This window comes from Streptomyces sp. CS113, assembly GCF_002188365.1.
In the GTDB taxonomy this organism is placed as follows: Bacteria; Actinomycetota; Actinomycetes; order Streptomycetales; family Streptomycetaceae; genus Streptomyces; species Streptomyces tendae.
The window spans coordinates 7,126,043-7,153,012 of sequence record NZ_KZ195574.1; the positions used below are offsets into that span (position 1 = coordinate 7,126,043).

Annotated in this window: 27 protein-coding genes and 1 riboswitch; of the genes, 18 read left to right on the forward strand and 9 right to left on the reverse strand. The window is 72.3% G+C overall.

What is annotated here, in order from left to right:
- Positions 1-40 precede the first annotated feature (40 nt).
- A riboswitch (FMN riboswitch) is annotated at positions 41-171 on the forward strand.
- A 149-nt stretch (positions 172-320) separates the two neighbouring features.
- From B9W62_RS32100 to B9W62_RS32140, 9 genes are all read left to right on the forward strand, one after another.
- A complete protein-coding gene (locus B9W62_RS32100) occupies positions 321-932 on the forward strand; it encodes a riboflavin synthase (protein ID WP_087810423.1) in 612 nt (203 codons plus the stop codon).
- Positions 929-1,573: a nicotinamide mononucleotide transporter family protein gene (locus B9W62_RS32105; protein WP_087810424.1), complete on the forward strand. Its 645-nt coding sequence runs from the start codon at positions 929-931 to the stop codon at positions 1,571-1,573. The genes B9W62_RS32100 and B9W62_RS32105 overlap by 4 nt, the downstream gene beginning before the upstream one ends.
- Complete coding sequence (locus B9W62_RS32110; RefSeq protein ID WP_087810425.1) at positions 1,570-2,859, forward strand: bifunctional 3,4-dihydroxy-2-butanone-4-phosphate synthase/GTP cyclohydrolase II; 1,290 nt, start codon at positions 1,570-1,572, stop codon at positions 2,857-2,859. The genes B9W62_RS32105 and B9W62_RS32110 overlap by 4 nt, the downstream gene beginning before the upstream one ends.
- 21 nt (positions 2,860-2,880) lie before the next feature.
- Positions 2,881-3,366 carry a 6,7-dimethyl-8-ribityllumazine synthase gene (ribH, locus tag B9W62_RS32115; protein ID WP_087810426.1) on the forward strand — a complete coding sequence of 162 codons (486 nt, stop codon included), beginning with the start codon at positions 2,881-2,883 and terminating at the stop codon, positions 3,364-3,366.
- Positions 3,367-3,400: 34 nt separating this feature from the next.
- Positions 3,401-3,673 carry a phosphoribosyl-ATP diphosphatase gene (locus tag B9W62_RS32120; RefSeq protein WP_087812193.1) on the forward strand — a complete coding sequence of 91 codons (273 nt, stop codon included), beginning with the start codon at positions 3,401-3,403 and terminating at the stop codon, positions 3,671-3,673.
- Positions 3,674-3,721: 48 nt separating this feature from the next.
- A complete protein-coding gene (gene hisG, locus B9W62_RS32125) occupies positions 3,722-4,579 on the forward strand; it encodes an ATP phosphoribosyltransferase (RefSeq protein WP_087810427.1) in 858 nt (285 codons plus the stop codon).
- A 38-nt stretch (positions 4,580-4,617) separates the two neighbouring features.
- Positions 4,618-5,088: a PH domain-containing protein gene (locus B9W62_RS32130; protein ID WP_087810428.1), complete on the forward strand. Its 471-nt coding sequence runs from the start codon at positions 4,618-4,620 to the stop codon at positions 5,086-5,088.
- 203 nt (positions 5,089-5,291) lie between these two features.
- Complete coding sequence (locus B9W62_RS32135; protein WP_087810429.1) at positions 5,292-6,623, forward strand: hemolysin family protein; 1,332 nt, start codon at positions 5,292-5,294, stop codon at positions 6,621-6,623.
- Positions 6,620-7,663 (forward strand): hemolysin family protein, encoded by a 1,044-nt coding sequence (locus B9W62_RS32140; protein WP_087810430.1) that lies wholly within the window; start codon positions 6,620-6,622, stop codon positions 7,661-7,663. The genes B9W62_RS32135 and B9W62_RS32140 overlap by 4 nt, the downstream gene beginning before the upstream one ends.
- 169 nt (positions 7,664-7,832) lie before the next feature.
- Here B9W62_RS32140 and B9W62_RS32145 read toward each other — a convergent pair whose 3' ends face one another.
- Both B9W62_RS32145 and B9W62_RS32150 read right to left on the reverse strand, forming a co-directional pair.
- Positions 7,833-9,689 (reverse strand): AAA family ATPase, encoded by a 1,857-nt coding sequence (locus B9W62_RS32145; RefSeq protein WP_087810431.1) that lies wholly within the window; start codon positions 9,687-9,689, stop codon positions 7,833-7,835.
- A 427-nt stretch (positions 9,690-10,116) separates the two neighbouring features.
- Positions 10,117-10,686 (reverse strand): uridine kinase family protein, encoded by a 570-nt coding sequence (locus tag B9W62_RS32150; RefSeq protein ID WP_256976650.1) that lies wholly within the window; start codon positions 10,684-10,686, stop codon positions 10,117-10,119.
- Between the two features lie 232 nt (positions 10,687-10,918).
- Here B9W62_RS32150 and B9W62_RS32155 point away from each other — a divergent pair, with 232 nt between their 5' ends.
- The 3 genes from B9W62_RS32155 to B9W62_RS32160 all read left to right on the forward strand — a co-directional run bounded on the left by B9W62_RS32155 (position 10,919) and on the right by B9W62_RS32160 (position 13,337).
- Entirely contained in the window at positions 10,919-12,283 is a 1,365-nt protein-coding gene (locus B9W62_RS32155) for a peptidase C39 family protein (protein WP_179235781.1), read from the forward strand.
- Between the two features lie 119 nt (positions 12,284-12,402).
- A complete protein-coding gene (locus tag B9W62_RS39805; RefSeq protein WP_107424228.1) occupies positions 12,403-12,543 on the forward strand; it encodes an SCO1431 family membrane protein in 141 nt (46 codons plus the stop codon).
- A 137-nt stretch (positions 12,544-12,680) separates the two neighbouring features.
- Positions 12,681-13,337 (forward strand): TetR/AcrR family transcriptional regulator, encoded by a 657-nt coding sequence (locus B9W62_RS32160; RefSeq protein ID WP_373433716.1) that lies wholly within the window; start codon positions 12,681-12,683, stop codon positions 13,335-13,337.
- Between the two features lie 109 nt (positions 13,338-13,446).
- On the opposite strand, the gene B9W62_RS32165 is transcribed toward B9W62_RS32160, so the two are convergent.
- Complete coding sequence (locus tag B9W62_RS32165; protein WP_087810434.1) at positions 13,447-14,712, reverse strand: glycoside hydrolase family 18 protein; 1,266 nt, start codon at positions 14,710-14,712, stop codon at positions 13,447-13,449.
- A 367-nt stretch (positions 14,713-15,079) separates the two neighbouring features.
- On the opposite strand from B9W62_RS32165, the gene B9W62_RS32170 reads away from it, so the two are divergent.
- Complete coding sequence (locus B9W62_RS32170; protein ID WP_087810435.1) at positions 15,080-16,255, forward strand: acyl-CoA dehydrogenase family protein; 1,176 nt, start codon at positions 15,080-15,082, stop codon at positions 16,253-16,255.
- Here B9W62_RS32170 and B9W62_RS32175 read toward each other — a convergent pair.
- Together B9W62_RS32175 and B9W62_RS32180 are read right to left on the reverse strand one after the other, a co-directional pair.
- Complete coding sequence (locus B9W62_RS32175; protein ID WP_087810436.1) at positions 16,218-16,535, reverse strand: hypothetical protein; 318 nt, start codon at positions 16,533-16,535, stop codon at positions 16,218-16,220. The genes B9W62_RS32170 and B9W62_RS32175 overlap by 38 nt on opposite strands.
- Before the next feature lie 169 nt (positions 16,536-16,704).
- Complete coding sequence (locus B9W62_RS32180) at positions 16,705-17,142, reverse strand: hypothetical protein (protein ID WP_087810437.1); 438 nt, start codon at positions 17,140-17,142, stop codon at positions 16,705-16,707.
- Positions 17,143-17,409: 267 nt separating this feature from the next.
- On the opposite strand from B9W62_RS32180, the gene B9W62_RS32185 reads away from it, so the two are divergent.
- From B9W62_RS32185 to fxsA, 4 genes are all read left to right on the forward strand, one after another.
- The gene (locus tag B9W62_RS32185; RefSeq protein ID WP_019983923.1) at positions 17,410-17,850 is read left to right on the forward strand and encodes an Lrp/AsnC family transcriptional regulator; all 441 of its coding nucleotides are present in this window, start codon (positions 17,410-17,412) and stop codon (positions 17,848-17,850) included.
- An 89-nt stretch (positions 17,851-17,939) separates the two neighbouring features.
- Positions 17,940-19,544 (forward strand): amidohydrolase, encoded by a 1,605-nt coding sequence (locus tag B9W62_RS32190; RefSeq protein WP_087810438.1) that lies wholly within the window; start codon positions 17,940-17,942, stop codon positions 19,542-19,544.
- Between the two features lie 525 nt (positions 19,545-20,069).
- Complete coding sequence (locus B9W62_RS32195; protein ID WP_256976652.1) at positions 20,070-21,056, forward strand: polyprenol monophosphomannose synthase; 987 nt, start codon at positions 20,070-20,072, stop codon at positions 21,054-21,056.
- Between the two features lie 46 nt (positions 21,057-21,102).
- Positions 21,103-21,690 (forward strand): FxsA family membrane protein, encoded by a 588-nt coding sequence (gene fxsA, locus B9W62_RS32200; RefSeq protein WP_087810439.1) that lies wholly within the window; start codon positions 21,103-21,105, stop codon positions 21,688-21,690.
- A 119-nt stretch (positions 21,691-21,809) separates the two neighbouring features.
- Here the strand turns inward: fxsA and B9W62_RS32205 are convergent, their stop codons facing one another.
- The 4 genes from B9W62_RS32205 to B9W62_RS32220 all read right to left on the reverse strand — a co-directional run bounded on the left by B9W62_RS32205 (position 21,810) and on the right by B9W62_RS32220 (position 25,356).
- Positions 21,810-22,184: an RNA polymerase-binding protein RbpA gene (locus B9W62_RS32205; protein WP_003977404.1), complete on the reverse strand. Its 375-nt coding sequence runs from the start codon at positions 22,182-22,184 to the stop codon at positions 21,810-21,812.
- A gap of 277 nt (positions 22,185-22,461) precedes the next feature.
- A complete protein-coding gene (locus tag B9W62_RS32210) occupies positions 22,462-23,817 on the reverse strand; it encodes an MFS transporter (protein WP_107424253.1) in 1,356 nt (451 codons plus the stop codon).
- 55 nt (positions 23,818-23,872) lie between these two features.
- Positions 23,873-24,640, reverse strand: coding sequence for a glycerophosphodiester phosphodiesterase family protein (locus B9W62_RS32215; RefSeq protein ID WP_087810440.1), 768 nt, complete (start codon positions 24,638-24,640; stop codon positions 23,873-23,875).
- Positions 24,637-25,356, reverse strand: a complete 720-nt coding sequence (locus B9W62_RS32220; protein WP_179235782.1) for a membrane protein YczE — start codon at positions 25,354-25,356, stop codon at positions 24,637-24,639. Before B9W62_RS32220 ends, B9W62_RS32215 begins: the two co-directional genes overlap by 4 nt.
- 103 nt (positions 25,357-25,459) lie before the next feature.
- On the opposite strand from B9W62_RS32220, the gene B9W62_RS32230 reads away from it, so the two are divergent.
- Positions 25,460-26,959 carry an SCO1417 family PLP biosynthesis transcription factor gene (locus B9W62_RS32230; RefSeq protein WP_087810441.1) on the forward strand — a complete coding sequence of 500 codons (1,500 nt, stop codon included), beginning with the start codon at positions 25,460-25,462 and terminating at the stop codon, positions 26,957-26,959.
- Positions 26,960-26,970: the final 11 nt, after the last annotated feature.

Below are 26,970 nucleotides of genomic sequence, written 5' to 3' on the forward strand. Positions count from 1 at the left end.
GACGGGGACCGGCCGTGGCACACTGGCCGTGTACCAGAAGCAGCGCACTCCGGGGTCGGTGAAAGTCCGAACCGGCGGTTACAGTCCGCGACCCGGTCGCTTCCAGCGGCCGGTTGACCAGGTGAAATTCCTGGACCGACGGTTAAAGTCCGGATGGGAGGCAGTGCGCGGCGGGCGAGCACACGTGCGCGCCGCCGAATTCTGGGCGTGCCCGTCAGGGGTGCGTCCTGTCCGGCGTCGTTCCCGGTGCCCTCGTCCGTGGTCTCTGTCGTTCCGACAGCCCCGGAGTCCGTGCCCGAAGAGGCAGGAGGACCCGGGAAGTGTTCACCGGAATCGTCGAAGAGCTGGGCGAGATCACCGCCGTCGAAACCCTCGACGACGCCTGCCGCTTCCGCGTGCGCGGCCCCGCGGTCACCGAAGGCGCCCGGCACGGCGACTCGATCGCCGTCAACGGAGTCTGCCTCACGGTCGTCGACCACGAGGGCGACGCGTTCACCGCCGACGTGATGGCCGAGACCCTGAACCGCTCCAGCCTCGGCGCCCTCGCCGTCGGCTCCCGCGTCAACCTGGAGCGCCCCACCGCCGTCGGCGCCCGGCTCGGCGGCCACATCGTCCAGGGCCACGTCGACGGCACCGGCGAGATCCTGGAGCGCAAGCCCTCGGAGCACTGGGAGATCGTCAAGATCTCGCTGCCCGCCGACCTCGCCCGCTACGTCGTGGAGAAGGGCTCCATCACCGTCGACGGCATCAGCCTCACCGTCGTCGACGCCGGACCCGACTTCTTCACCGTCAGCCTCATCCCCACCACCCTCGCCCTGACCACACTCGGCATCAAGCAGGTCGGCGACCCGGTCAACCTCGAGGTCGACGTCATCGCCAAGTACGTCGAGCGGCTGCTCGGCACGCACGTCGAGCGGGGAGACGCCCGGTGAACTGGCTCAACTCCGAGGCGTTCACGCTCTTCGACCAGCACATCAAGTGGTCGGACATGATCGGCAACGTGATCGGTCTGCTCGGCCTCGCCCTCGGCTGGCGGCGCTCGATCTGGACCTGGCCCGTGCAGTTCGTCTCCGGGCTGATCCTCTTCACCGCGTTCGCCACCGCCCACCTCTCCGGCAGCGCCGGCAAGCAGATCGTCGTCATGGTCGTCGCCGCCTGGGGCTTCTGGCAGTGGAACCGCGGCCGGCAGCAGACGCAGGACGGCTCCGTCGCCGTACGGTTCGCCACCTGGCGCGAACGCGGCGCCCTGGTCGCCGCGGCCGCCGTCGGCACCCTCGCGGTGGGCGCCCTGTTCACCGCCTACCCCACCCTGTCCTGGGACCCCTGGCCGGACGCGTACATCTTCGTCGGCACCGTCGTCGCCATGTACGCCCAGGCCCGCGGCATGGTCGAGTTCTGGTTCGCCTGGCTGCTGGTCGACCTCGTCGGCGTACCGCTGAACTTCGCCAACGGCTTCGCCTTCTCCGGCTTCGTCTACGTCCTCTACGGCGCGCTCGTCCTGTGGGGCCTGCGCGACTGGTGGCTGCGCTCGCGCGACGCGGCCCGCCCCCTCCCGGAAGGAGCGCCCGCATGAGCACGGCACCCATCCTGTACAGCCCCGACGGCCCCGAGGACCTCGTCCTCGACCCCGTCGAGCAGGCCGTCGCGGACATCGCCGCCGGCCGCCCGGTCGTCGTCGTCGACGACGAGAACCGCGAGAACGAGGGCGACCTCGTCATCGCCGCCGAGAAGGCGACCGAGGAGATCGTCGCCTTCATGATGACCGAGTGCCGCGGCCTGATCTGCGCCCCCATGGAGGGCGAGGAACTGGACCGGCTCCGGCTCCCGCAGATGGTCGACGACAACACCGAGTCGATGAAGACGGCCTTCACCGTCTCCGTGGACGCCACCGCCGCCCACGGCGTCAGCACCGGCATCTCCGCCGCCGACCGCGCCACCACCCTCCAACTCCTCGCGAGCGGCACCGCGGAACCCACCGACCTGGTCCGCCCCGGGCACGTCTTCCCGCTGCGCGCCCGCTCCGGCGGCGTCCTCGTCCGCAACGGCCACACCGAGGCCGCCGTCGACCTCGCCCGCCTCGCCGGACTGCGTCCGGCCGGCGCCATCGTGGAGATCGCCGGTGAGGACGGGCGCATGCTGCGGCTGCCCGAGCTGATCCCGTTCGCCCGCAAGCACGGCCTGACGATCATCTCCATCGAGGACCTCATCGCCTACCGGCGCACCGAGGAACCCACCGTCCGCCGCGAGGCCGAGGTACGGCTGCCCACCAAGCACGGCGAGTTCACGGCGTACGGCTACCGCTCCACGGTCGACGGCGTCGAGCACATCGCCCTCGTGCACGGTGAGATCGGCGACGGCGAGGACGTGCTGGTCCGCGTCCACTCCGAGTGCCTCACCGGCGACGTCTTCGGCTCCCTGCGCTGCGACTGCGGCCCCCAGCTCGACGCCTCCCTGGACCGCATCCAGGCCGAGGGCCGGGGCGTCGTCGTCTACCTGCGCGGCCACGAGGGACGCGGCATCGGCCTCATGTCCAAACTGCGCGCCTACGAACTCCAGGAGCGCGGCCGGGACACCCTGGACGCCAACCTGGAACTCGGCCTGCCCGCCGACGCCCGCGACTACGGCGCCGGTGCCCAGATCCTGAGGGACCTCGGCGTGCGCGCCGTCCGCCTCATGACGAACAACCCGGACAAGAGCGAAGCCCTCGAACGGCACGGCATCACGGTCACCGGCCGCGAGCCCATGCCCGTCCAGGCCGGCGAGCACAACCTCCGCTACCTGCGCACCAAGCGGGACCGGATGGGACACGACCTGCCCTGGCTGGACACGACCCCCGTGTCCACCTGCGGCAACCAGTAAGCACGTACGACAAGGAGACACGTGAGCGGCAAGGGTGCACCGGAACTGTCCGTACGCAACGTCGGGGACCTCAGGGTCGCCGTGATCGCGTCGCAGTGGCACGACAAGGTGATGGACGGACTGGTGGACGGCGCCCTGCGCGCCCTGTCCGAGCTGGGGATCGACGAGCCGACCCTGCTCAGGGTCCCCGGCAGCTTCGAGCTGCCGGTGGTCGCCAAGGTCCTGGCGGGCCGCGGCTACGACGCGATCGTCGCCCTCGGCGTCGTCATCCGCGGCGGAACCCCCCACTTCGACTACGTCTGCCAGGGCGTCACCCAGGGTCTGGTCCAGGTGTCCGTCGAGACCGGCGTCCCCGTCGGCTTCGGCGTCCTCACCTGCGACACCGAGGAGCAGGCCCTGGACCGGGCCGGCATCGAGGGCTCCAGCGAGGACAAGGGACACGAGGCGGTGACGGCGGCCGTCGCCACGGCGGCCACGCTCCGCTCAGTATCCGAACCGTGGCGCTAGGCCGGTCGGCACTACGCGTAAAGTGGGCGGCACCATGTCCAAGAAGACTTTCGAGGAGCTCTTCACCGAGCTCCAGCACAAGGCCGTCAACGGCGACCCCGCCACCTCCCGCACCGCCGAGCTGGTGGACAAGGGGGTCCATGCCATCGGCAAGAAGGTCGTCGAGGAGGCCGCAGAGGTCTGGATGGCCGCCGAGTACGAGGGCAAGGACGCCGCGGCCGAGGAGATCTCCCAGCTGCTGTACCACGTCCAGGTGATGATGGTCGCCCGCGGCATCTCCCTGGACGACGTCTACGCCCACCTGTAGAGCAGGACCCCTTCTTCTCCACCCCTTCACACAAAGGAAGCCGACCTCATGCTGCGCATCGCCGTCCCCAACAAGGGTTCCCTGTCAGGCCCCGCGGGGGAGATGCTGCATGAGGCCGGCTACCAGCAGCGCCGCGAGTCCAAGGAACTGCGGATCGTCGACCCGGTCAACGAGGTCGAGTTCTTCTACCTCCGCCCCCGCGACATCGCGATCTACGTCTCCTCCGGCAAGCTCGACATCGGCATCACCGGCCGCGACCTGCTGATCGACTCCGGCGCCCACGCCGAGGAGATCCTCCCGCTCGGCTTCGCCCGCTCCACCTTCCGCTTCGCCGGCAAGCCCGGCACCGCCACCGGCATCGACGACCTCAAGGGCCGCACCGTCGCCACCTCCTACGAGGGCATCGTCGCCGCCCACCTGGCCGACCGGGGCGTCGACGCCTCCGTCGTCCACCTGGACGGCGCCGTCGAGACCGCCATCGAGCTGGGCGTCGCCGAGGTCATCGCGGACGTCGTGGAGACCGGCACCTCCCTGCGCAACGCGGGCCTCGAGGTGTTCGGCGAGCCCATCATGAAGTCCGAGGCCGTCGTCATCCGCCGCTCGGACGCGGAGCCCGACGAGACCACCGAGCCCAAGGTCCAGCAGTTCCTGCGCCGCCTCCAGGGCGTCCTGGTGGCCCGGACGTACGTGATGATGGACTACGACTGCCGGGTGGAGCAGCTGGAGAAGGCCGTCGCCCTCACCCCCGGTCTGGAGTCCCCGACCGTGTCCCCGCTGCACAACGAGGGCTGGGTCGCCGTCCGCGCGATGGTCCCGGCCAAGGAGGCCCAGCGGATCATGGACGACCTCTACGAGATCGGCGCCCGCGCGATCCTGACCACGGCCATCCACGCCTGCCGGCTCTGACCCCCTCGCCCTCCCGGAGCACGACCCGGAGCCACACCATGCCCGACACCACGCCGGACGACCTGCCGGCCCTGCCCGTCACCTTCCGTCCCGGACGCACCCGTGCCGTCCTGATCGTCCTCGCGGTCGTCACCTTCGTGACCGTCACGGTGCTCGGGATGGTGCTGGCCGGCCTCGGCCCGGGGGAGCGCCTCAGCTTCGTGCTGACCGCACTCCTCCTGGCGGGCGTGCTGCTCCTGCTGGCCCGGCCCCGGGTCGTCGCCGACGAGACGGGCGTCACCGTGGTCAACCTGACCGCCGTGCGCCGCCTCGCCTGGCCCGAGATCCTGCGCGTCAACCTCCGCCAGGGCGACCCCTGGGTCTTCCTGGACCTCAGCGACGGCACCAGCCTGCCCGCGCTCGGCATCCAGCCGGGCATCGCCAAGCAGCAGGCGCTCGCCGACGCACGCGCCCTGCGCGACCTCGTGGAGGCCCGCTCCGGCGCCCTCCCCGAAGCCCCGCGTGACTGACGCGGCGCCGCTGGCCCTGCCGCAGGCGCCCTTTTCGTGATTAATCTGGGAACGAGGACGCGGCCGTCGCGTCCTCGCCCCCGTCGCTCCGCCCGGTGCACGGGGTTCCTGCTACCCGAGGAGTGACTCCCTCCGGCGATGGACGGACCGTCCTGCAGTACCTGCGCCGCCCCCTGTCGTGACACCCCACAGGCGGCGGCATCATGACCACCCCCCTGCTGCTCCTGGCAGCCGCGTTCCTGCTGATCCTCGCCAACGGCTTCTTCGTCGCCGCCGAGTTCGGCCTGGTGACCGTCGAACGCCCCGACGCCGAGCAGGCCGCCGCGGCCGGCGACCGGCGCGCCCACCGGGTCGTCGAGTCCCTCAAGGAGCTGTCCTTCCAGCTCTCCGGCACCCAGCTCGGGATCACCATCACCTCCCTCGTCGTCGGCATGCTCGCCGAACCGGCGCTCGCCCAGCTGCTCGACGGCCCGTTCACGGCGGTCGGCGTCCCCGAAGGCGCCGTGTCCGGTGTCTCGGTCGTCGTCGGCATGCTGCTGGCCTCGGCGGTGCAGATGGTGATCGGCGAGCTGGTCCCCAAGAACTGGGCGGTGTCCAAGCCGCTCCAGGTCGCGCGCTTCGTCGCCGGGCCCCAGCACGCCTTCGCCCGGCTCTTCCACCCGGTGATCGCCGCGCTCAACACCGTGGCCAACCGCCTGGTCCGCACGCTGGGCATCGAACCCGCCGAGGAACTGGCCTCCGCCCGCACCCCCGGCGAACTGGTCTCCCTGGCCCGGCACTCGGCCCGGGCCGGCGCCCTGGAACAGGACACCGCCGACCTCTTCGTCCGGACCCTCTCCCTCGGCGAACTGACCGCCCAGCACGTCATGACACCCCGCGTGAAGGTCAGCGCCCTGCACGCCTCGGCCACCGCCGAGGACGTCGTGAACCTGACCCGCGCCACCGGCCTGTCCCGCTTCCCCGTCTACCGGGAGAAGATCGACGAGATCGTCGGCATGGTCCACCTCAAGGACGCCCTCGCGGTCCCCGTGCACGACCGGCTGCGCACCCCCGCGGGCCGGATCGCCCGCCCCGCGCTGCTCGTCCCCGAGACGCTGCCCGTACGGCCGCTGCTGACCCGGCTGCGCAGCGAGCAGCCCATCGCGGTCGTGGTCGACGAGTACGGCGGCACGGCCGGCGTCGTCACCCTGGAGGACATCGTCGAGGAGATCGTCGGCGAGGTCCGCGACGAGCACGACGGCCTCGACGCGCCCGAACTCGCCCCCGCCCCGCCCGAGGACGGACGCCCCGCCTGGGACGTCGACGGCAGCTGCCGCGTGGACGCCCTGCGCCGCGTCGGTCTGGAAGCGCCCGAGGGCCCGTACGAGACGGTGGCCGGACTCGTCGCCGACCTGCTCGGCCGTATCCCGGCCGTCGGTGACCGCGCGGAACTGCCCGGCTGGCGGCTCTCCGTCCGCCAGGTCGGCCACTACCGCGCCGAGCGGATACGACTGGTGCGCACCGCCGCGGTCTCCACACTGGAGGCCGCCCGATGAGCGTCCTGCAACTCGTCTTCGCCGCGCTGCTCGTGCTCGCCAACGGCTTCTTCGTCGGCGCCGAGTTCGCTCTCGTCTCCGTGCGCCGCAGCCAGATCGAACCGCTCGGCACCGCACGCGCGCGACAGGTGCTGTACGGCCTGGAACGGCTGCCGCAGATGATGGCGGCCGCCCAGTTCGGCATCACCGTCTGCTCACTGACCCTCGGCGCCGTCGCCGAACCGACCGTCGCCCACCTGCTGGAGCCGGTCTTCGAGTGGATCCACCTGCCGCACGGCATGATCCACCCGCTCGGCTACGTCATCGCGCTGGCCGCCGTGGTCTTCTGCCACCTGGTCATCGGCGAGATGGTGCCGAAGAACCTCGCGATGGCCGCCCCCGAGAAGGCCGCGCTGTGGCTCAGCCCGGGCCTGGTCGCCTTCGCCCGTCTGTGCAGGCCGGTGACCGTCGCGCTCGGCGCCTGCGCGCAGGGCATCCTCAGGCTCTTCCACGTCGAGCCCAAGGACGAGGTCGAGGCCGTCTTCACCAGCGAGCAGCTCAACCGCCTGGTGGAGGACGCCGGTCAGGCGGGGCTCCTCGACCCGGAGGAGCAGGAAAGCCTGGAGGACGCCCTGGAACTGGGCTCCCGCCCGGTGACGGACGTACTCCTCGCACGCGAGTCCCTGGTGACGGTCAGCCCCTCGGTCACACCGGGGGAGATCGTCGCGCTCACCGCCCGCACCGGGTACTCGCGCTTCCCGATCGCGGCGGACCAGAGGCCCTTCATGGGCTACCTGCACGTCAAGGACGTCCTCGACCTGGAGGAGTCCGACCGGGCCGTCCCCCAGCACCTGTGGCGCCCGATGACCACCCTCCGCCCCGAACTCCCCCTGGACGACGCCCTCACGGTGATGCGCCGCGCGGCGACCCACCTGGCCCAGGTCACGGACGCGTCGGGCCGGATCCTCGGCCTGGCCGCCCTGGAGGACGTCCTGGAACTCCTGGTCGGCGAGGTACGCGACCCGGCCCACAGAGACAGAGAGGTAACCCTGGCGACGTAACGCCCCCACCGCCGCTGCGGGCAGTCGTGCCCGCCCCCGCCGCCGCTGCGGGCAGTCGTGCCTCCCCCCGAGCCTCGGTGGGGGGGCGGTGCGCAGCCCGGCGTTGCGGGGTGCCGCTGCGCCCACCCGTGCCGCCTGGGGGTACCTCCCAGGCCGTTCAGGCACAGCCCTACACGGCCGACGGCCCCCCGGGCCCCCGCCCCGACAGCACCTCCCCATACGCCTGCATGAGATCCGGCAACCGCAGCGTCGCCAGATCGTCCCGAGTCAACACCCCCGGATACACGGACAACCGCAGATCCCGGTACGCACAGCTCTTCTCGTACAGCGTCCGCAGGAACCGCCCGTTCCCCAACTCGTCGATCCACCCCTGGTCCACCACGTGCCCGGCGATCGACCGCAGCTCGTCCAGCGCCTCCTCGTCCCACCCGTCCCCGTTCTCCGCCGCGAGCACCTCACCGATCGAGGTCAGCTCCAACGGCCGGTACGAGGGGAAGTCGACCCGGGTGGTGAAGCGGGAGGACAGCCCAGGGTTGGCGGTCAGCAGCCGGTCCATGCCCTCCGGATAGCCGGCCAGGATCACCACCAGGTGGTCCCGGTTGTCCTCGGCCCGCTTCAGCAGCACCTGGAGCGCCTCGTCGCCGTACGCGTCGCCCTTGCCGTAACCGGAGTTGGACAGGGAGTACGCCTCGTCGACGAAGAGGACGCCGCCGAGCGCGGAGTCGATCAGCTCGTTCGCCTTCACCGCGGTCTGCCCCAGGTACTCGCCGACCAGATCGGCCCGCTGCGCCTCCACCAGGTGGTCGCCGCCGAGCAGCCCGAGGGCGTAGAAGACCCGGCCCAGGATGCGGGCCACGGTGGTCTTGCCGGTGCCCGAGGGGCCGGAGAAGACGAAGTGACGTTTGGGCGGCTGCACGGGCAGCCCCTGGCCGGCCCGCAGCCGCGCCATGTTCAGCTGCGCGGACAGCGCCTTGACCTGCCGCTTCACCGGTTCGAGGCCCACCATCCGCTCCAGCTCGGCGAGCGCCTCCTCCAGCAACGCGGGATCGGTGGGCCCGCTGGGCAGGGACGGGTCGGGGCCGCCCGCCTTCTCGCGCACCGACGGACCGCCGAGCGGGGGGAGCGGGGCGGTCGACGGGGGCTCGGGCGCGGACAGCTTGACGTCGCGCTCCTCGGTGCCGAAGAGGGGATCGAGGCCGTCCAGGCCGTCCATTCCGGCTGCCGTCTGCGCGAGCCCCGCCAGGTCGGCCGAGTCGTCGTAGCCGTCGCCCTCGGCGATCGCGGCCAGCCGGGCCGAGGTGTCCATGAACGCGGGGTCGACACGGTGCACCGCCCGGTACAGCGGAAGCGCGGCGGCGCTGCGCCCGGTGCCCTCGTGGGCCCGCGCCAGCCAGTAGCGCAGTTCCTTGCGCTGCGGCTGCTCGCTGCGGCACCGCATCAGGGCCGCCGACAGGAGCGGCTCGGCCTGCCCGTACATCTCCAGGCGGACCCGGGCCATGCCGCTGAACAGGCCGGCCTCGATGCCCAGTAAGGGGTCGCCCAGCAGGGGGTCGGTGTGCCGGACGAGCCGCTCCCAGTCCTTGACGAGGTAGGCGCGGCAGGCGTGCAGGAAGCGGACCTGGGGGTCGGAGTCCACCGGGGGCAGCCCCGCCAGGGCCCGGTCCAGCTCCGGCACGTGCCGGCCGTCCAGCCAGTGCGAGGCGTGCGCCAGCAGCAGGTCGCGCGGATTCTCCAGCACCGGCTGCACCCACCAGCCCAGCCAGTACCAGGAGTTGAGTGTCCGGCGGTGGCGGGCCCGCTGCTCGCCGAAGCGGTCGCGGTTGCGGAACATTCGCAGGAGCGCGTTCGTGGTGTCGACGCGCAGTGCGTGCAGTCCCAGCCAGCCGTCGGCCATCGTGGGATCGATCCGCACCGCCGCCCGGAACTCCTCCTCCGCCTGCGGATAGGCCCCCATGGTGTAGGCGTCCACGCCGCGCAGCCAGGCGAGTTCGGCCGGGGCCTGTGGGCCCTGCGTGCCGAAATCCATCACGTCCCCCACCTACGTGCCCCCGTCGGTATGCCGCCGAGCCGTCGCTCGTCGGCCGCCTCGGTCAACGGCTGTACCGCGGACCGGAGTTGCAGGTGCGTGCGGCAATCTCCCGTAGGTCGCACCGAGGGCATCGTACCTGCGGCGGTCCGTCCTCCGAAGGGTGCGGGAGGGGTCGTTCCGCGAGGTGGGAGCGGGCGCGCCGGGGCCCGGAAGGTGACTGACGGTGAGCGTGCGGCGCCGCGGAGCAGCCGGGAAACGCGCTCAGGGCAGAACGAAGCCCCCGATCACGGGGGAACAACCGGGGGCTTCGCGTCTGTCGGCGGCTTCGAACTACCGCACATTCAGAACGTAAGACCTGTACGGCCCCTGGGTCAAGCCAAGTTGGGGCACGTCGGCGGGTTGCCGGAGTGCGATCTTCACGAGTTCAGCACATTGCGGAGGGTCCGTCACTCTGGGTGAGAAAGTGGGCTCCGGACTCGGTTCCCGCGGGCCCCGGCAGCACCTCGTACCCCTGTTCGCGCTGTCGCACCAGAAGGTGCGCGAAGAGGCGCGACGGGTCGGCGGCGAAGTGCCGGCGCTCGGCCGGGATCCATCCGTCCCAGAACACCCGCTGCCGTGCTCCGTCGCGCGCCCGTCCGCGCGCCCACGCCTGCTCCTGGGGCAGGTCCATCCACAGCAGTCTGGCCAGGTACGGCCGCAGCGCCTCGCGCCCGGCGCCGACACCCTCGACCAGGACCACGGGAGCGGGCGGCAGCGGACGCGGCTCGCCGAAACGCCGGGACCCCCAGTCGTAGGGGGCGTAGTAAGCGGTGTTCCCGCGCCGCAGGGGCTCGATCACCTGGTCGAGCAGTCGCGCGGTCCAGTCGAACAGTTCGTCGTGACTGGCGATGTCGTCGAGGTGCAGCACCGGCACCCCGCCCAGCTCCGCCGCCAGGCGCCCGGCGAACGTGGACTTCCCGGACCCGGCGTGCCCGTCGACACCGATCAGACGCACGGGCCCGCAGGACGGGGGAAGCCGGCGGAGCCGGACTGCTAGGTCGAGGATGGCGGATCCCGTGGCAGAGAGGCGGACATGTCCACGCGCACTCTAACCAGTGGTCGACACCAATATTGGTGGCGTGGCGTGCGTGGAAGTGCTGGCAGGAGTGGGCGGCTCCGTCCATAGTTGGCGCACGACCGTGCAACGACGGACCCGCCCGACCCGGACACCTGGGGGTCTCCCGCCCATGAGCAGAGTCGAACAGCCGTCCCGCAGAGCCCTCCTGGCCGCCGCCGTCGCCGCGGCCGCCGTGTCGGGCGGCGCGATCCCCGCCGTCGCCCACGCCGCGCCCGGCGCGGGCACTGGCGGCGCCCGACGGCCGGTGGACTACCACGCCTGGACCACGTACGGCGACTGGCGGCGCGGGAGCGCGCGGGGGGCCCGCCCCGTCGCGGGCGCCCGCCCCGGCGTCGTGATCGGCACCCCGGCCGGCACCACCGACTACACCGACCCGCACACCGGCACCACCGCCGCCTGGGAGTACGCGACCTGGACCTCGCCCGTCCACCGGCTCACCGTGCCGGCGACGGAGGTCATCGCCTCCTGGAACGCGCACACGCCGGGCGGCACCTGGATCCAGGTCGACCTGAAGGGCACCTACTCCGACGGCACGGACACGCCCTGGTACGTGATGGGCCGCTGGGCGGCCGGCGACGGCGAGCGGGACATCAGGCGGACCTCGGTCGACGACCAGAGCGACGGCAGGAGCAGCATCTGGACCGACACCTTCTCCGTCGACGACGCCTCCACCGGCCTGCGCCTGGTCTCCTACCGGCTCCGGCTCACCCTCCACCGCCGTCCGGGCACCCGCGGCACCCCCACGGTCTGGCGGCTCGGCGCGATGGGCTCCGACGTCCCCGACCGCTTCACCGTGCCGGCCTCCACCCCGCGCCACGCCGGGGAACTGCGCGTCCCGCGCTACTCGCAGGAGATCCACAAGGGCCAGTACCCCGAGTACGACAACGGCGGCGAGGCCTGGTGCAGCCCGACCTCCTCGCAGATGATCGTCGAGTACTGGGGCGGGCGCCTCACCGAGGAGCAGCTCGCCTGGGTCGACCCCTCCTACGCCGACCCGCAGGTCTGCCACGCCGCCCGGTACACGTACGACCACCAGTACGCCGGCTGTGGCAACTGGCCCTTCAACGCTGCCTATGCCGCCACCTTCGACGGCCTCCAGGGTGTGGTCACCCGCCTCGGCTCCCTCACCGACCTGGAGACGCTGATCGCGGCCGGCATCCCGGCCATAACGTCCCAGTCGTTCCTGGAGGAGGAGCTGACCGGCGCGGGCTACGGCACCTCGGGCCACCTGATGACCGTGATCGGCTTCACCGCCGACGGCGACGTGATCGCCAACGACCCGGCCTCGGACGACAACGACGCCGTGCGCCGCGTCTACCGGCGGCGCGAGTGGGAGAACATCTGGCTGCGGACCAAGCGGTACAACGCCAGTGGCAAGGTCGTCTCCGGTACGGGCGGCGTCTGCTACCTGTACTTCCCGGCCCGTCCCAGCCCGCGTCAGCGCAAGGCGCTCGAGGCGGTGGGAGTGCGCTGAGCGGAGCGCGTCGCATCGCTGTGACCAAGCTCTCGGCCGCAAAAGCCGCTCACGGTGGCAAGGTGGACACCGTGAGCGGGGGGACTCCGTGAAGCCGAGACCGAGAGCAGCGAGCAGCCATGACCGCACACACCGCAGCCGCCACCCGTGTCCGCACCGGCGGCCCCAAGGACGACGGCCCCAAGATCCTGGAACACGTCCTGGGCTGGACCCTCGTCGTGGTGGTCGCGATGCTCGTGGTTCAGCTGGGCCTTCTCTGACGTGACCGGGCCTCTCCTCTGCGACGTGACCGGGCCGGTCCTCGGTGGCGTGACCCGCGTGTGACCTGCCCCACGAACTGACCTGCCATACTGCGGAGGTCCCCCCCGCCCGCAGGAGACCAGGGTCGAAATTGAATATGAGTCAACAAGGTGCCGACGCCCGTCCCCGGGCGCGCGGCACCGAGCGCTCGCTGGCGCGCCGCACCGAACTCATCGCCATCGGGCGGAGGTTGTTCGCCGACACCTCGTACGACGCGCTCTCGATGGACGACATCGCCCGCCAGGCGCATGTCGCCAAGGGGCTGATCTACTACTACTTCCAGTCCAAGCGGGGCTACTACCTGGCGATCATCCAGGACTCCGTCGCCGACCTCGTCACCACCGCGGCCCGCGGTACCGAACTGCCGCAGGTGGACCGCGTCCACCGCACCATCGACGGCTACCTGCGCTACGCCGAGCACAACCAGGCCGCCTACCGCACCATCGTCAGCGGCGGAGTCGGCTTCGACACCGAGGTGCACGCCATCCGGGACGGGGTGCGCGAGGCGATCGTCGTCACCATCGCCGAAGGGGCGTACGGGCGCTCGGACATCGGTCCGCTGGCCCGCATGGGACTGCTCGCCTGGGTGTGCGGCGTCGAGGGCGCCACCCTGGACTGGATCGGCCGGCCGGAGCTGCCCCGCGGCACCATGTGCGAGCTGCTGGTGAAGTCGCTCGGCGGCACCCTGCGCGCCATCGAGGAGCTGGACCCCGCCTGTCCGGCCCCCGCACCGGCCCGCCGGGACGACGCCTGACGTCGCCTGACGGCGCCCCGGCGAAGCCGACCGGGCCGACGACGCCTGACGAGGGGGCGGAGACCCGAGCCGGTCTCCGCCCCCTCGCCCCCCGTGTGCGCCGGGTGGTTCAGTCGATCGCCTTGATCAGCTCACCGTTCGCGGTGTCGCCGCTCAGCTCCCAGAAGAAGGTGCCGCCGAGGCCCTGCTCGTTCTTGTAGGCCATCTTGGTCGCGATGGTCTGCGGGGTGTCGTAACTCCACCAGTCGCTGCCGCACTTGGCGTACGCGGTGCCGCCCACCGTGCCGGTCGCCGGGCAACTGGTCTTCAGCACCTTGTAGTCCTCGATGCCGTTCTCGTACGTGCCCTTCGCCGGGCCGGTCGCGGTGCCGCCCGGTTCCGACTGGGTGACACCGGTCCAGCCGCGGCCGTAGAAGCCGAGTCCGAGCAGGAGCTTCGAGGACGGGATGCCGAGCCCCTTGAGCTTCGCGATGGTCGCCGAGGTGTGGAAGTCCTCCTTCGGGATGCCCGGGTAGGAGGTCAGCGGCGAGTGCGGAGCGGTCGGCCCGGTGGCGTCCCAGGCGCCGAAGAAGTCGTACGTCATCGGGTTGTACCAGTCGACGTACTGGGCCGCGCCCGCGTAGTCCGCCGCGTCGATCTTGCCCCCGGCCGTGGCGTCCGCCGTGATCGCCGCGGTGACCAGGTAGTCCTGGCCGAACTTGGCGCGCAGGGCGCTCATCAGCTTCGGGAAGGCGTCGCGGCCGCTGGTGTCGCAGCTCAGCCCGCAGGCGTTCGGGTACTCCCAGTCGATGTCGATGCCGTCGAAGACGTCGGCCCACCGGGAGTTCTCGACCAGGTCGTAGCAGGACTGGGCGAACGCCTCCGGGTTCTGCGCGGCCTGCGCGAAGCCGCCGGACCAGGTCCAGCCGCCGAAGGACCAGAGGATCTTCAGGTCGGGGTGCTTCTGCTTCAGCTTGAGCAGCTGGTTGAAGTTGCCGCGCAGCGGCTGGTCCCAGGTGTCGGCGACGCCGTCCACGGAGTCGGCGGCGGTGTAGGCCCGGTCGGTGGCCGCGTAGGCGTCGCCCATGGCGCACTTGCCGCCGGTGACGTTGCCGAACGAGTAGTTGATGTGGGTGAGTTCGTCGGCGGAGCCCGACGACTCGATGTTCTTGACGTGGTAGTCGCGGTCGTAGACGCCCCATTCGGTGAAGTAGCCGACGACCTTGGACCCGGCCGCGGCCTGCGTGGCGGATGCCTGGGCCGGTGCGGCGGGTGCCCCGGCGGTGGCCGTGGCCGGGCCGGCGCCGGCCAGCAGCCCGGCACCGAGGGCGACGGTGCACAGGGCGGAGAAGAGCGTCCGGATGGGGCGGACGCGAGGGAGGTGCGGGACGTGCATCGGGTGTCTCCTCGTGGGGGAAGAGGGAAACGCGCGCCGATTGGCATGAACGCGGTGAGGCGTTCGATCCGTCACCGTAGGAGGACTAGACCAGTGTGGTCAATGGTTCGGACCATTCTCGGGTTCCGGAGCGGGAATCCGGTCTCCTCGGGCCCCGTCGGAGCCATTCTCCGAATTCTTTGAGTAAGCGGTCGTTAACTGGTGACTCCGTGCCTCCGATCGGGCATACTCACAGCGCACAGCCGCTGGTCAGCCGCTTCCGCGACCCGGGAGTGCGAGCATCGGCCAGGCCGGAACGACCCGGCGGAGCCGCCTCCACCCAAGGCGTCTGTCCGCCGATGTGCCCGACAGGGAGGAGAGCGTCGCCATGCCCGACCGCGCCCCGCAGCCGGTGGACCGGCAACTGCCCACGGACGAGGCACGGGACCTGATCTCGCTCGTCCGCGACATCGCGCAGCGTGAGATCGCCCCGAGCGCGGCCGAGGAGGAGGACACCGGACGCTTCCCGCGCGAGGTCTTCACCCTCCTGTCCGACTCCGGTCTGCTCGGACTGCCCTACGACGCCGAGTTCGGCGGCGGCGAGCAGCCGTACGAGGTCTACCTCCAGGTCCTGGAGGAGCTGGCCGCGGCCCGGCTCACCGTCGGCCTCGGCGTCAGCGTGCACACGCTCGCCTCCTACGCGCTGGCCACCCACGGCACCAAGGAGCAGCAGACCGAGCACCTGCCCGCGATGCTCGGCGGCGGCCTGCTCGGCGCCTACTGCCTCTCCGAACCCGCCTCCGGCTCCGACGCCGCCTCACTGCGCACCAAGGCCGTGCGCGAGAGCGGGGGAGACTGGGTGCTCACCGGCACCAAGGCGTGGATCACGCACGGCGGCATCGCCGACTTCTACACCGTCATGGCGCGCACCGGGGAGGACGGACCGCGCGGCATCACCGCCTTCCTGGTGCCCGGTGACGCCGAGGGGCTGAGCGCCGCGGTGCCCGAGAAGAAGATGGGGCTCAAGGGGTCGCCCACCGCGCAGGTTCACCTGGACGGCGTACGGGTGCCCGACGACCGCCGCCTCGGCGACGAGGGGCAGGGCTTCGCGATCGCCCTGTCCGCGCTCGACTCGGGCCGGCTCGGCATCGCCGCCTGCGCGATCGGCGTGGCCCAGGCCGCGCTCGACGCGGCCGTGTCCTACGCGGTCGAGCGGCGCCAGTTCGGCAAGCCGATCGCCGACTTCCAGGGGCTGCGCTTCATGCTCGCCGACATGGCGACGCAGACCGAGGCCGGCCGCGCCCTGTACCTGACGGCGGCACGACTGCGCGACGCCGGACTGCCGTTCGCCAAGCAGGCCGCCATGGCCAAGCTGCACTGCACCGACACGGCGATGCGGGTCACCACCGACGCCGTGCAGATCCTCGGCGGGTACGGCTACACCGCGGACTTCCCGGCGGAGCGCTACATGCGCGAGGCCAAGGTGCTCCAGATCGTCGAGGGCACCAACCAGATCCAGCGGATGGTCATCGCCCGTCACCTCGCGGGTCCCGAGGAGCGGTGAGGTCGGCGGCGACCGTGAAGGTGCCGCCGACACTCAGGTCGCCGGTGGTGAAGAAGTCACCCGTGGCGAAGAAGTCGCCGAGCCCGCGCGGGGGTTCCGCGAGCCTGACCCACTCCGGGTCGTGGCGCCCCGGCAGCGTGCGGCCGCCGTCGGCCCACGTCCGCATCAGCTCACGGTAGATCGGCGGGTCGGGGATCTGCGGGGCCGGGGGGACCGGTCCCGCGGACACCGGTACGAACACGCGGCGCCGACTCCCGGTCGACGAGTACGTGGGGGTCATACCCGGGCAACGCGGCGAAGTGCGGACAGGTCACCGGCGGACGCAATCGAGAGTGAGTTCGTGCGCGTCCGCGTCCGAGGCCGGCCGGCGCGCCACGGCATCCTGAGGGCCGCGGCGCGGGCGGGTGACGGAACGAGGGGGAGCCCCCTCAGCCGGATGCTGGGCGCCTTCAGGCCGCTTCGCGCCGCATCGTCGGCACCCGCATCGGGCGCGAGCCCGGGCCGCCGACGTGGGAGAAGGGCTGGGTCCGCCAGTCGAGGCCCCGGGGGAGCGTCAACAGCAGGGCGGTGTCCTGCTCGTGGGGCTGGAACGACTCGTCCGCGGGACGCGCCTCGGTCGCCCTGCGGCCGGTGCCGGCGCAGACCGTGAGCCCGAACGGGTTCCACGGCGAGGCGCACAGCGCGTGCTCGGGCAGCGTCTCCTCGTCCGCGAGCAGGGCGATGGGCTGCGCGCAGTCCGGGCAGAACACCCGGTACATCTCGAAGGTGTCGTAGGCGTCGAGTTCCTCGTCGTCGAAGGCGTCGGGTTCGACGCCCTCCGATACGGGCTCGACGACCGGCTGCTGCCGCTTGGACGTGGTACGACCAGGGCGCTTAAGACTCTGCATGGGATTCTCCCCCTCGGGCTGGGTCGTGACGGCACTGCGGCCTCGACCACAGCAAGCACTTCCCGTCCCCCCTGCGAGGTAATCACGAGACCATCACGGAGAACGTTCAACCAGTGTGGTCTTCGTCACATGCCGTCCGCAGGTGCCCCGTGCGGCGGGTTTGTCCCCCCTCGGCGGCGGCCCGACACCCCGTCACATCACGAACGGGGCATGACCCGGACTGCTCTGGTATCCGAGGAGATCAACCGCACTGTAGGTTCTTGCGCCATGGAGGAGCTGGACCGACAGATCGTGCAGCTGCTCGTCAAGGACGGGCGGATGAGCTACACCGACCTGGGCAAGGCCACGGGCCTGTCCACGTCGGCCGTGCACCAGCGGGTGCGGCGGCTGGAGCAGCGTGGCGTCATCCGCGGGTACGCCGCGGTCGTCGACCCGGAGGCCGTCGGGCTGCCGATGACGGCGTTCATCTCGGTGAAACCGTTCGACCCCAGCGCCCCCGACGACATCGCGGACCGGCTCGCCGGAGTCCCCGAGATCGAGGCCTGCCACAGCGTCGCCGGCGACGAGAACTACATCCTCAAGGTCCGGGTGGCCACCCCGCACGAGTTGGAGGAGCTGCTCGCGCGGGTCCGCTCCCTCGCCGGGGTGTCGACGCGTACCACGGTGGTCCTCTCGACCCCGTACGAATCCCGGCCGCCGCGGATCTGACGGCGCCGGCACGGGAGTGCCGGGCCGCGGCCGCGCGCCCGGCCGCCCCGGCTGCCGGGCGGCCCCCGCGAGGGGCGAGACTGGTGTCCATGAGTGAGTCCACCACCCCGTCCTCGACCGTCCTGCTGCGCCGCGGCGAGGTCCACAGTCCCGCCGACCCCTTCGCGACGGCCATGGTCGTCGAACGCGGCCAGGTCGCCTGGGTCGGCTCGGAGGGCGCCGCGGACGCCTTCGCGGACGGGGTCGACGAGGTGATCGACCTCGACGGCGCGCTCGTCACCCCGGCGTTCACCGACGCACACGTGCACACCACCGCTACGGGCCTCGCCCTCACCGGGCTGGACCTCTCCGGCGTCCCGACCCGCGAGGCGGCCCTCGCCCTCGTACGGGACTTCGCCGCCGCCCGCCCGGACGACCGCGTACTCCTGGGGCACGGCTGGGACGCCGCCCGCTGGCCGGACGGGCAGCCCCCGACCCGCGCCGAACTGGACGCCGCGACCGGCGGTCGCCCCCTGTACCTCAGCCGTATCGACGTCCACTCGGCCGTCGTCACCACCGCCCTGCTCGACCTGGCGCCCGGTGACCTCGCCCGCGGGGACGGTCCGCTCACCGGCGACGCCCACCACGCCGTACGCGCCGCCGCCCTCGGGGCCGTCACCCCCGCCCAGCGCACCGCGGCCCAGCGCGCCGCCCTCGCGCACGCCGCCTCCCTCGGTATCGGAACCGTTCACGAATGCGCAGGCCCGGAGATCTCCTCCGAGGACGACCTCACCGGTCTGCTGCGCCTGTCGGCCGGGGAGCCGGGGCCGCGGGTGATCGGCTACTGGGCCGAGCAGGACGTCGACAAGGCGCGGGAGCTCGGTGCCGTCGGGGCCGCCGGGGACCTCTTCGTCGACGGCTCCCTCGGCTCGCACACCGCGTGCCTGCACCAGCCCTACGCCGACGCCGGTCACACCGGCACCGCCCACCTGGACGCCGCAGCCGTCGCCGCGCACGTCGTCGCCTGCACCGAGGCGGGCCTCCAGGCGGGCTTCCACGCCATCGGCGACGCCGCCGTGAGTGCCGTGGTGGAGGGGGTGCGCGCCGCCGCCGACAAGATCGGCCTCGCCCGTGTGCGCGCCGCCCGGCACCGGATCGAGCACGCCGAGATGCTCACGCCCGAGTCGGTCGCGGCCTTCGCCGAACTGGGCCTGACGGCCTCCGTCCAGCCCGCCTTCGACGCGCTCTGGGGCGGCGAGGACGGCATGTACGCCCAGCGCCTGGGCGCCGAGCGGGCCCGCACGCTCAACCCCTTCGCGGCCCTGCTGCGCGCCGGCGTGCCGCTTGCCTTCGGCTCCGACAGCCCGGTCACGCCCCTGGACCCGTGGGGCACCGTCCGGGCCGCCGCCTTCCACCGCACTCCCGAGCACCGGGTCTCCGTCCGTGCGGCGTTCACGGCGCACACGCGCGGCGGCTGGCGGGCGATCGGCCGCGACGACGCGGGTGTCCTGGTGCCGGGCGTGCCCGCCGACTACGCCGTGTGGCGGACCGGCGAACTCGTGGTCCAGGCTCCGGACGACCGGGTGGCGCGCTGGTCGACCGACCCGCGCTCCGGCACCCCCGGCCTGCCCGACCTCACCCCCGGCCGGGAGCTGCCCGTCTGCCTGCGTACCGTGGTGGGCGGCCGGACCGTCTTCGTACGGCCGGGCGAGTGATCTCCACGGCCGACGGGGCGATGATCTTCGCGCGGCCACGACCTGCGGCTCCTCCGCGCTGACCTGCGCATTGACATCAAAGGTGCAGGTCGAACGACTGTTGACAGGCGACGGCGGGGGGCCGGTAGGTTCGGCCGGGTCCACCACCGGACGCCCGACCGGGGAGCCTTCCGCATCCGCGTCGCGGCGCCGCTGAGTCAGGGACGGTGTGCCGCACCGGGGCACCGCCACTGGGAGCCAGGCTCAGTGCCCGCACCGCGACGAGGGAACGTTCCGGCCGGTCGGGAGGTGTGACCCGGGTGGGGCCCGGGCGCTCAGTAGACAACGGCCTGGGTCGACCCGCAGCCGGCGGGTCCCGGGCCGGCCCGAAGGGCGCCGGGCCCCCATCCGTCGCACAAACGGCCTGAATCGGCCATCCCTACCCCGGTTCCGGGAAAACGACACCACCGTACGACCGTCCTGTCACGTCGGCGCAGGCCGCGGCGATTATGGTGGTCCTCTGTGTACGGACACGAAGGGGCAGTGGTGAACGACGGCGACGGGACGCCCGCGGCTGCGGGGCGGCAGAGGCGGTTCGGCCCCCTGGGCACGGCCCTGGTGATCATCCCGACCTACAACGAGGCGGAGAACATCAGGGCGATCGTCACGCGCGTGCGCGAGGCCGTCCCCGAGGCGCACGTTCTCGTGGCCGACGACAACAGCCCCGACGGCACCGGCAAGCTCGCTGACGAACTGGCGGCCGCGGACGACCACGTCCAGGTCATGCACCGCAAGGGCAAGGAAGGGCTGGGCGCCGCCTACCTGGCCGGCTTCCGCTGGGGCCTGGAGCACGGTTACGGCGTGCTGATCGAGATGGACGCCGACGGCTCCCACCAGCCCGAGGAGCTGCCCCGCCTGCTGACCGCGCTCAAGGGGGCCGACCTCGTGCTCGGCTCCCGCTGGGTGCCCGGCGGCCGGGTGGTGAACTGGCCCAAGTCCCGGGAGATCATCTCGCGCGGCGGGAGCATGTACTCGCGGCTCGCGCTCGACCTGCCGCTGCGCGACATCACCGGCGGCTACCGCGCCTTCCGCCGGGAGACCCTGGAGGGGCTCGGCCTGGAGGAGGTCGCCTCGCAGGGCTACTGCTTCCAGGTCGACCTCGCCCGCCGCGCGATCAAGGCCGGCTACCACGTCGTGGAGGTGCCGATCACGTTCGTCGAGCGGGAACTGGGCGACTCCAAGATGAGCCGCGACATCCTGGTGGAGGCCCTGTGGCGGGTCACCACCTGGGGCGTGGGGGAGAGGGTCGGCAAGGTTCTCGGCAGGGACAAGCGGCCCGGCACGGCGGCGGACGGGCCGGCGGCCGACGTCGACGGGCCGACGAAGACCGGCGACGGGTCGACGAAGACCGTCGACGGGCCGACGGGGATCGGCGACGCGTCGGCGGAGCCCGGCGATGCGTCTGCGGAGCCCGGTGACGCCTCGGCCACATCCGGCGACGCGGCGTCGAAGGCGTCCGGCGCCAAGCCCTGACCGCCCTCTTATGCCGCGCTGAGCCGGGGCCAGGCACACTGGGAGTATGACGACTGGCGCTCAGACCCCCAGGTCCCCCGCCCGGCCTCCGCGCTCCAGGCTGCGCACGTTCCTGCCGCTGGGCGCCGCCGCCTGGCTCGTGCTGGAGATCTGGCTGCTGACCGTGGTCGCGGGCGCGTCCAGCGGCTTCGTGGTCTTCCTGCTCCTGGTCGCCGGTGTGGTCCTCGGGTCCGTGGTCATCAAGGCGGCGGGCCGCCGGGCCTTCCGCAACCTCACGGAGACGATCAACCAGCAGCAGTCGGCCATGCGGTCGGGCATGCCGCCCGAGGCCGTCCGCCCCAACAGCGAGGGCAACGGCCTGATGATGCTGGGCGGGCTGCTGCTGATCCTGCCCGGCCTGATCTCGGACGCGCTCGGCCTGCTCATGCTGCTGCCCCCGGTGCAGAAGGCCGTCAGCCAGTACGCCCAGCGGACGGTGGAGCGCAGGCTCCGGGACGCCGGTCCCGGCACCCTGGGCGACGCCTTCCGCCAGGCCCGGATGCACCGCCCGGACGGCAAGGTCGTCCAGGGCGAGGTCATACGGGACGACCCGGACGACGCCCCGCAGGACCCCCGCCCTCCGCTGACGCGCTGAGCCCCGGCCCAGCCCGGGCCCTGGGCACGCCGCCCGGACACGACAAAACCGCGGGTGCCGTACATGAAGCTCATGTACGGCACCCGCGGTTGTTCGGTTGTTTCGCCTAGGGTCTCCCGCTACGCACTCTTGCGGCTGTCTCGCGGATGGACCGCGATGTTCATCGCGCCGGAGCGCAGAACGGCCAGCCGCTCCTCGAGGACCTCTTCGAGCTCCTCGCGGGTGCGTCGCTCCATCAGCATGTCCCAGTGCGTACGCGCGGGCTTGGCCTTCTTCTCCTCAGGGCCGTCGCCGTCAACCAGGAGTGCCTGGGCCCCGCAGACCTTGCACTCCCACTCCGGCGGGATCTCCGCCTCGACCGAGAAGGGCATCTCGAAACGATGCCCCTTCTCGCATGCGTACTCCACGGCCTGGCGCGGGGCCAGGTCGATGCCGCGGTCCGTCTCGTAGCTGGTCACCACGAGGCGCGTGCCGCGAAGAGCTCGCTCACTCATGAATCGTGCCTCCCGGGCTTGTCGCCCACAGGACAGGTGTCGCTGTCGTCGTCATCCGGTCAACGTCCGGGCGGCGGTAAAGATTCCCGTCCCGACTCCCGATCCGGGCCCTGCGTCGCCGTCGCAGCCGCAGCCTTGCAACCAGTGCAGTACCCGCCGACGTCCGGTTTGTCACCTCTGCTGGCAGATGTGACATAGCGATTCGGCACCTTTGACGCGCAGTAACGGTACGCCTGGCAGGCCAAACGCGTACACTACAGCCCTTTCGCGCCGAGTGCTAAATCCTTTCGGGTACCGGATTGCCCGCGTCGCCGATCGCCCGCCGCACCGGGACCCGGGCGAGCAGCACGAAACCGATGACGAAGAACGCCACCAGCGAGATGATGGCGTCCCGGTAGCTCCCGGTCAGCTGGTAGGTCAGCCCGAAGAGCAGCGGCCCGAGCCAGCTCATCCCGCGGTCGCTCAGCTCGTACGCCGAGAAGTACTCGGCCTCCTTGCCCGGCGGGACCAGGTGGGAGAACAGGGAGCGCGACAGCGCCTGGCTGCCGCCCAGGACGAGCCCGATCCCGGCGGCCAGCACGAAGAACCACGCCGGCGCGCCCGCCGGCAGGAAGTACCCGGCCCCCAGGGTCACCGTCCAGGCGACCAGCGACCCGAGGATCGTGCGCTTGGCGCCGTATCTGCGGGCCAGCCGGCCCAGCGCCAGGGCGCCCGCCACCGCCAGCACCTGGACCAGCAGGACCGCCACGATCAGCGTGGACTGCCCGAGGCCCAGCTCCTCGGAGCCGTACACCGAGGCCTGGGAGATCACCGTCTGGATGCCGTCGTTGTACACCAGGTACGCCAGCAGGAAGGCGAGCGTCAGCGGGCGGCGCCGCATGTCCCGGACGGTCGCCGCGAGCTGCCGGAACCCGGGCAGCGCGGCCTTCCCGGCCACCGCACGCCGGTCGCGCAGCCGCCGGAGCGGAATCAGCGCGAACGCGCCCCACCACAGCCCCGCCGACGCCAGGCAGACGCGGACCGCCGCGCTCTCGCTCAGCCCGAAGGAGTCGTGGCCGGTGTAGAGGACCAGGTTGACGATCAGGACGAGGGAACCGGCCGCGTATCCGAAGGCCCAGCCCCGGGAGGAGACCGCGTCGCGCTCCTCGGGCGGGGCGATCTGGGGCAGGTAGGAGTTGTAGAGCATCATCGCCACCGACTGCGCCGCGTTGGCGACGACCAGCAGCAGACCGCCCAGCAGGTAGCGGTCGCCGTCGAGGAAGAACATGGCGGTCGTGGCCGCGGCGCCGGTGTACGCGGCGGCGGCCAGCAACGGCTTCTTGCGGCCCGAGCGGTCGGCCGCCGCGCCCACCAGCGGCATCACCAGCACCGCCACGATCACCGACAGCGACACCGAGTACGCGAAGAACGACCCCGCGCGCACCGGTATGCCCAGGGGGTGGACGTAGCCGTCCGCGTCCGCCGCCGATTCGGCGACCGAGGTCAGATAGGGGCCCAGGAACACGGTGAGCACGCTCGTCGAGTAGACGGAGCACGCCCAGTCGTAGAAGTACCAGCCGCGCTGCTCGCGCCGTCGTTCGGCGGCCGGGTCGGCCCCGCCCGCCGCGTCCGACCGCAGGGTGTCGGTGCCCACCGTGCCCTCGCCTTCCCCGTGCACGCGCACCGTCCCCGGGGCGCGGCCGGGTGGCTCAGCCCCAGACGCCGCGGTCCTCCATGACCTTGCGCAGTGTGTCGATGTGATCGGTCATGATGCCATCCACTCCCAGGTCCAGGAGCCGGTGCATACGGTCCGCGTCGTTGACCGTCCAGACGTGCACGTGCAGCCCGCGCGCGTGGGCGGCGCGCACGAAGCGGTGGTCCACCACCTGGATGCCCGACTGCGCCTCGGGCACCTGCGCGGCCACCGCCGAGCGGCGCGGCGCGGCCGGCAGACCCCAGGAGCGCAGCCGCAGACCGAGGACGCCCCGGGTGCCGTACGAGGTGGCCAGGCGGGGGCCCGCGAGCCGCTGGGCGCGGACCACGCGCGCCTCGGAGAAGGAGCCGACGCAGATCCGGTCCCAGGCGCCCGTCCGCCCGATCAGCTCCAGGAGGGGCCGCAGGGCGGGCTCCGCCTTCACGTCGATGTTCCAGCGCACCTCGGGGAAGGTCTCCAGGAGCTCCTCGAAGAGCGGCACCGGTTCCGCGCCCGCCACGCGCGCGTGGCGCACGTCCTCCCAGGGCAGGTCCGCGATCCGCCCGGCCCCGTCCGTCACCCGGTCCAGGGTCGCGTCGTGGAACGCGACGAGCTTCCCGTCCCGCGTGGCGTGCACGTCGGTCTCGATGTACCGGTAGCCCGCCTCGACCGCGCGGCGGAACTGCCGCAGCGTGTTCTCCAGACCGTCCGCCGCCCCGCCCCGGTGGGCGAACGCGATCGGGCCGGGATGGTCGAGGTACGGGTGGCGTATCGGCTTGGTCACCGGCGCAGTATCGCGCGCCCGGGCCGCCCGGCGGCAACCACCGTGCCGCCGTGCGGTGTCGCCGGCACGGCGAACACGCGCAGGAACACCTGCGCGAGCGGGCCGATCGCCACGGCGTAGAGCAGGGTGCCCAGGCCGACCGTGCCGCCGAGGGCGAAGCCGGTCACCACCACCGTGATCTCGACCACGGTCCGCACCAGCCGCACCGAGAGCCCGGTGCGCTGGTTGAGCCCCGTCATCAGGCCGTCCCGCGGGCCCGGGCCGAACCGTGCGGCGATGTACAGCCCGGTCGCCGCACCGTTGAGGACGATGCCCGCGACCATCGCGGCGATGCGCAGCGTCCAGCCCTGGGCGTCCGGCACGACGCTCAGCGTGGCGTCCATCGCGGCGCCGATCACCAGCACGTTGGAGACGGTGCCGAGGCCCGGCCGCTGGCGCAGTGGGATCCACAGCAGCAGGACCGCCGCGCCCACGGCGGTCAGCACCACGCCCATCGACAGGCCGGTGTGCTCCGCGAGCCCCTGGTGCAGCACGTTCCACGGCTCCAGCCCGAGCCCGGACCTGACCAGCAGCGCCGAACTGGCGCCGTAGAGCGCGAGACCGCCGTAGAGCTGGATCAGCCGCCGCGCGAGTCGCCTGGGCTGCTCGGACTGCTCGGACTGCTCGGACTGCTTGGGCCGCTTGGGCCGCTCGGGCTGTTCGGACTGCCTGGACAAGAGATGCCCCCCCTGGGTGGTGGTCGTGGCCTGCCACGTGACACCCTGTGGCTTGGGAACAAGCTTCAACCAGGGCCAATTCGGGGAAGGTGGACTGATTTCCATGGCGCAGTGGACCTCGGCCGTCGGGGCGGGGCAACTCGCGCGGCTGCTCGCCTCCCAACAGGATCGCCCGGCCGGGACCGGCACGCGCCGTCCGCCGGCCTACCGCGCGCTCGCCGACGGCATCCGGCTGCTCGTGCTGGAGGGCCGCGTCCCGGTCGCCGCCCGGCTGCCCGCCGAACGGGAACTGGCCCTCGCCCTGACCGTCAGCCGCACCACCGTCGCCGCCGCCTACGAGGCGCTGCGTGCCGAGGGCTTCCTGGAATCCCGGCGGGGTGCGGGCAGCTGGACCGCGGTCCCGGCCGGGAACCCGCTTCCGGCCCGGGGACTCGAGCCGCTGCCGCCCGAGGCGCTCGGCTCGGTGATCGACCTGGGGTGCGCGGCGCTGCCCGCACCCGAACCCTGGCTCACCCGCGCGGTGCGGGGCGCCCTCGAGGAGCTGCCGCCGTACGCGCACACCCACGGCGACTACCCGGCCGGGCTGCCCGCGCTGCGCGCCATGATCGCCGAGCGCTACACCGTGCGGGGCATCCCCACCATGCCCGAGCAGATCATGGTGACCACGGGGGCGATGGGCGCCATCGACGCCATCTGCCACCTCTTCGGGGGACGCGGCGAGCGCATCGCCGTGGAGTCCCCGTCCTACGCCAACATCCTCCAGCTGATGCGCGAGGCCGGGGCCCGGCTGGTGCCCGTCGCGATGGCCGAGGGCCTCACCGGCTGGGACGTCGACCGCTGGCGCCAGGTGCTGCGCGACGCCGCGCCCCGCATCGCCTACGTCGTCGCCGACTTCCACAACCCCACCGGCGCGCTCGCCGACGACGACCAGCGGCGGCGGCTGGTCGACGCGGCCCGCTCGGCGGGGACGGTGCTCGTCGCCGACGAGACGATGAGCGAGCTGTGGCTGGACGACGACGTCGAGATGCCGCGTCCCGTGTGCGCCTTCGACCCGGCCGGCTCGACCGTGATCACCGTCGGCTCGGCGAGCAAGGCCTTCTGGGCCGGGATGCGCATCGGCTGGGTCCGCGCCGCGCCCGACGTGATCCGCAGCCTGGTCGCCGCGCGGGCCTACGCCGACCTGGGCACACCGGTGCTGGAGCAGCTCGCCGTGAACTGGCTGTTCAGCACCGGCGGCTGGGAGCAGGCCGTGACGGTGCGCCGCGAACAGGCCCGGCAGAACCGGGACGAGCTGGTGGCGGCGGTACGGCGGGAGCTGCCGGACTGGGAGTTCGAGGTGCCCCGGGGCGGCCTCACCCTGTGGGTGCGGACCGGGGGCCTGTCGGGTTCCCGGCTCGCCGAGGCGGGGGAGCGGGTGGGCGTCCGCGTCCCGTCCGGGCCGCGCTTCGGGGTCGACGGCGCCTTCGAGGGGTACGTCCGCCTGCCGTTCACGGTCGGCGGCGCGGTGGCCGAGGAGGCGGCGGTACGACTGGCCGTCGCGGCCCGACTGGTGGAGAACGGCGGCGTCGGCGGCGGCGAGACACCGCGGACGTTCGTGGCCTAGGGCCGGCCCCG

Excerpts from the sequence above, each read along its gene's own strand:
- B9W62_RS32145 (WP_087810431.1), bottom strand. The coding sequence starts at position 9,689 with ATGGATTTCGGCACGCAGGGCCCACAGGCCCCGGCCGAACTCGCCTGG.
- B9W62_RS32120 (WP_087812193.1), top strand. The coding sequence starts at position 3,401 with ATGTCCAAGAAGACTTTCGAGGAGCTCTTCACCGAGCTCCAGCACAAG.
- B9W62_RS32185 (WP_019983923.1), top strand. The coding sequence starts at position 17,410 with ATGGAGGAGCTGGACCGACAGATCGTGCAGCTGCTCGTCAAGGACGGG.
- B9W62_RS32165 (WP_087810434.1), bottom strand. The coding sequence starts at position 14,712 with ATGCACGTCCCGCACCTCCCTCGCGTCCGCCCCATCCGGACGCTCTTC.
- hisG (WP_087810427.1), top strand. The coding sequence starts at position 3,722 with ATGCTGCGCATCGCCGTCCCCAACAAGGGTTCCCTGTCAGGCCCCGCG.
- B9W62_RS32140 (WP_087810430.1), top strand. The coding sequence starts at position 6,620 with ATGAGCGTCCTGCAACTCGTCTTCGCCGCGCTGCTCGTGCTCGCCAAC.
- B9W62_RS32155 (WP_179235781.1), top strand. The coding sequence starts at position 10,919 with ATGAGCAGAGTCGAACAGCCGTCCCGCAGAGCCCTCCTGGCCGCCGCC.
- B9W62_RS32230 (WP_087810441.1), top strand. The coding sequence starts at position 25,460 with ATGGCGCAGTGGACCTCGGCCGTCGGGGCGGGGCAACTCGCGCGGCTG.
- B9W62_RS32180 (WP_087810437.1), bottom strand. The coding sequence starts at position 17,142 with ATGCAGAGTCTTAAGCGCCCTGGTCGTACCACGTCCAAGCGGCAGCAG.
- B9W62_RS32170 (WP_087810435.1), top strand. The coding sequence starts at position 15,080 with ATGCCCGACCGCGCCCCGCAGCCGGTGGACCGGCAACTGCCCACGGAC.
- B9W62_RS32110 (WP_087810425.1), top strand. The coding sequence starts at position 1,570 with ATGAGCACGGCACCCATCCTGTACAGCCCCGACGGCCCCGAGGACCTC.
- B9W62_RS32190 (WP_087810438.1), top strand. The coding sequence starts at position 17,940 with ATGAGTGAGTCCACCACCCCGTCCTCGACCGTCCTGCTGCGCCGCGGC.
- B9W62_RS39805 (WP_107424228.1), top strand. The coding sequence starts at position 12,403 with ATGACCGCACACACCGCAGCCGCCACCCGTGTCCGCACCGGCGGCCCC.
- B9W62_RS32175 (WP_087810436.1), bottom strand. The coding sequence starts at position 16,535 with ATGACCCCCACGTACTCGTCGACCGGGAGTCGGCGCCGCGTGTTCGTA.
- B9W62_RS32160 (WP_373433716.1), top strand. The coding sequence starts at position 12,681 with ATGAGTCAACAAGGTGCCGACGCCCGTCCCCGGGCGCGCGGCACCGAG.
- fxsA (WP_087810439.1), top strand. The coding sequence starts at position 21,103 with ATGACGACTGGCGCTCAGACCCCCAGGTCCCCCGCCCGGCCTCCGCGC.
- B9W62_RS32205 (WP_003977404.1), bottom strand. The coding sequence starts at position 22,184 with ATGAGTGAGCGAGCTCTTCGCGGCACGCGCCTCGTGGTGACCAGCTAC.
- B9W62_RS32135 (WP_087810429.1), top strand. The coding sequence starts at position 5,292 with ATGACCACCCCCCTGCTGCTCCTGGCAGCCGCGTTCCTGCTGATCCTC.
- B9W62_RS32130 (WP_087810428.1), top strand. The coding sequence starts at position 4,618 with ATGCCCGACACCACGCCGGACGACCTGCCGGCCCTGCCCGTCACCTTC.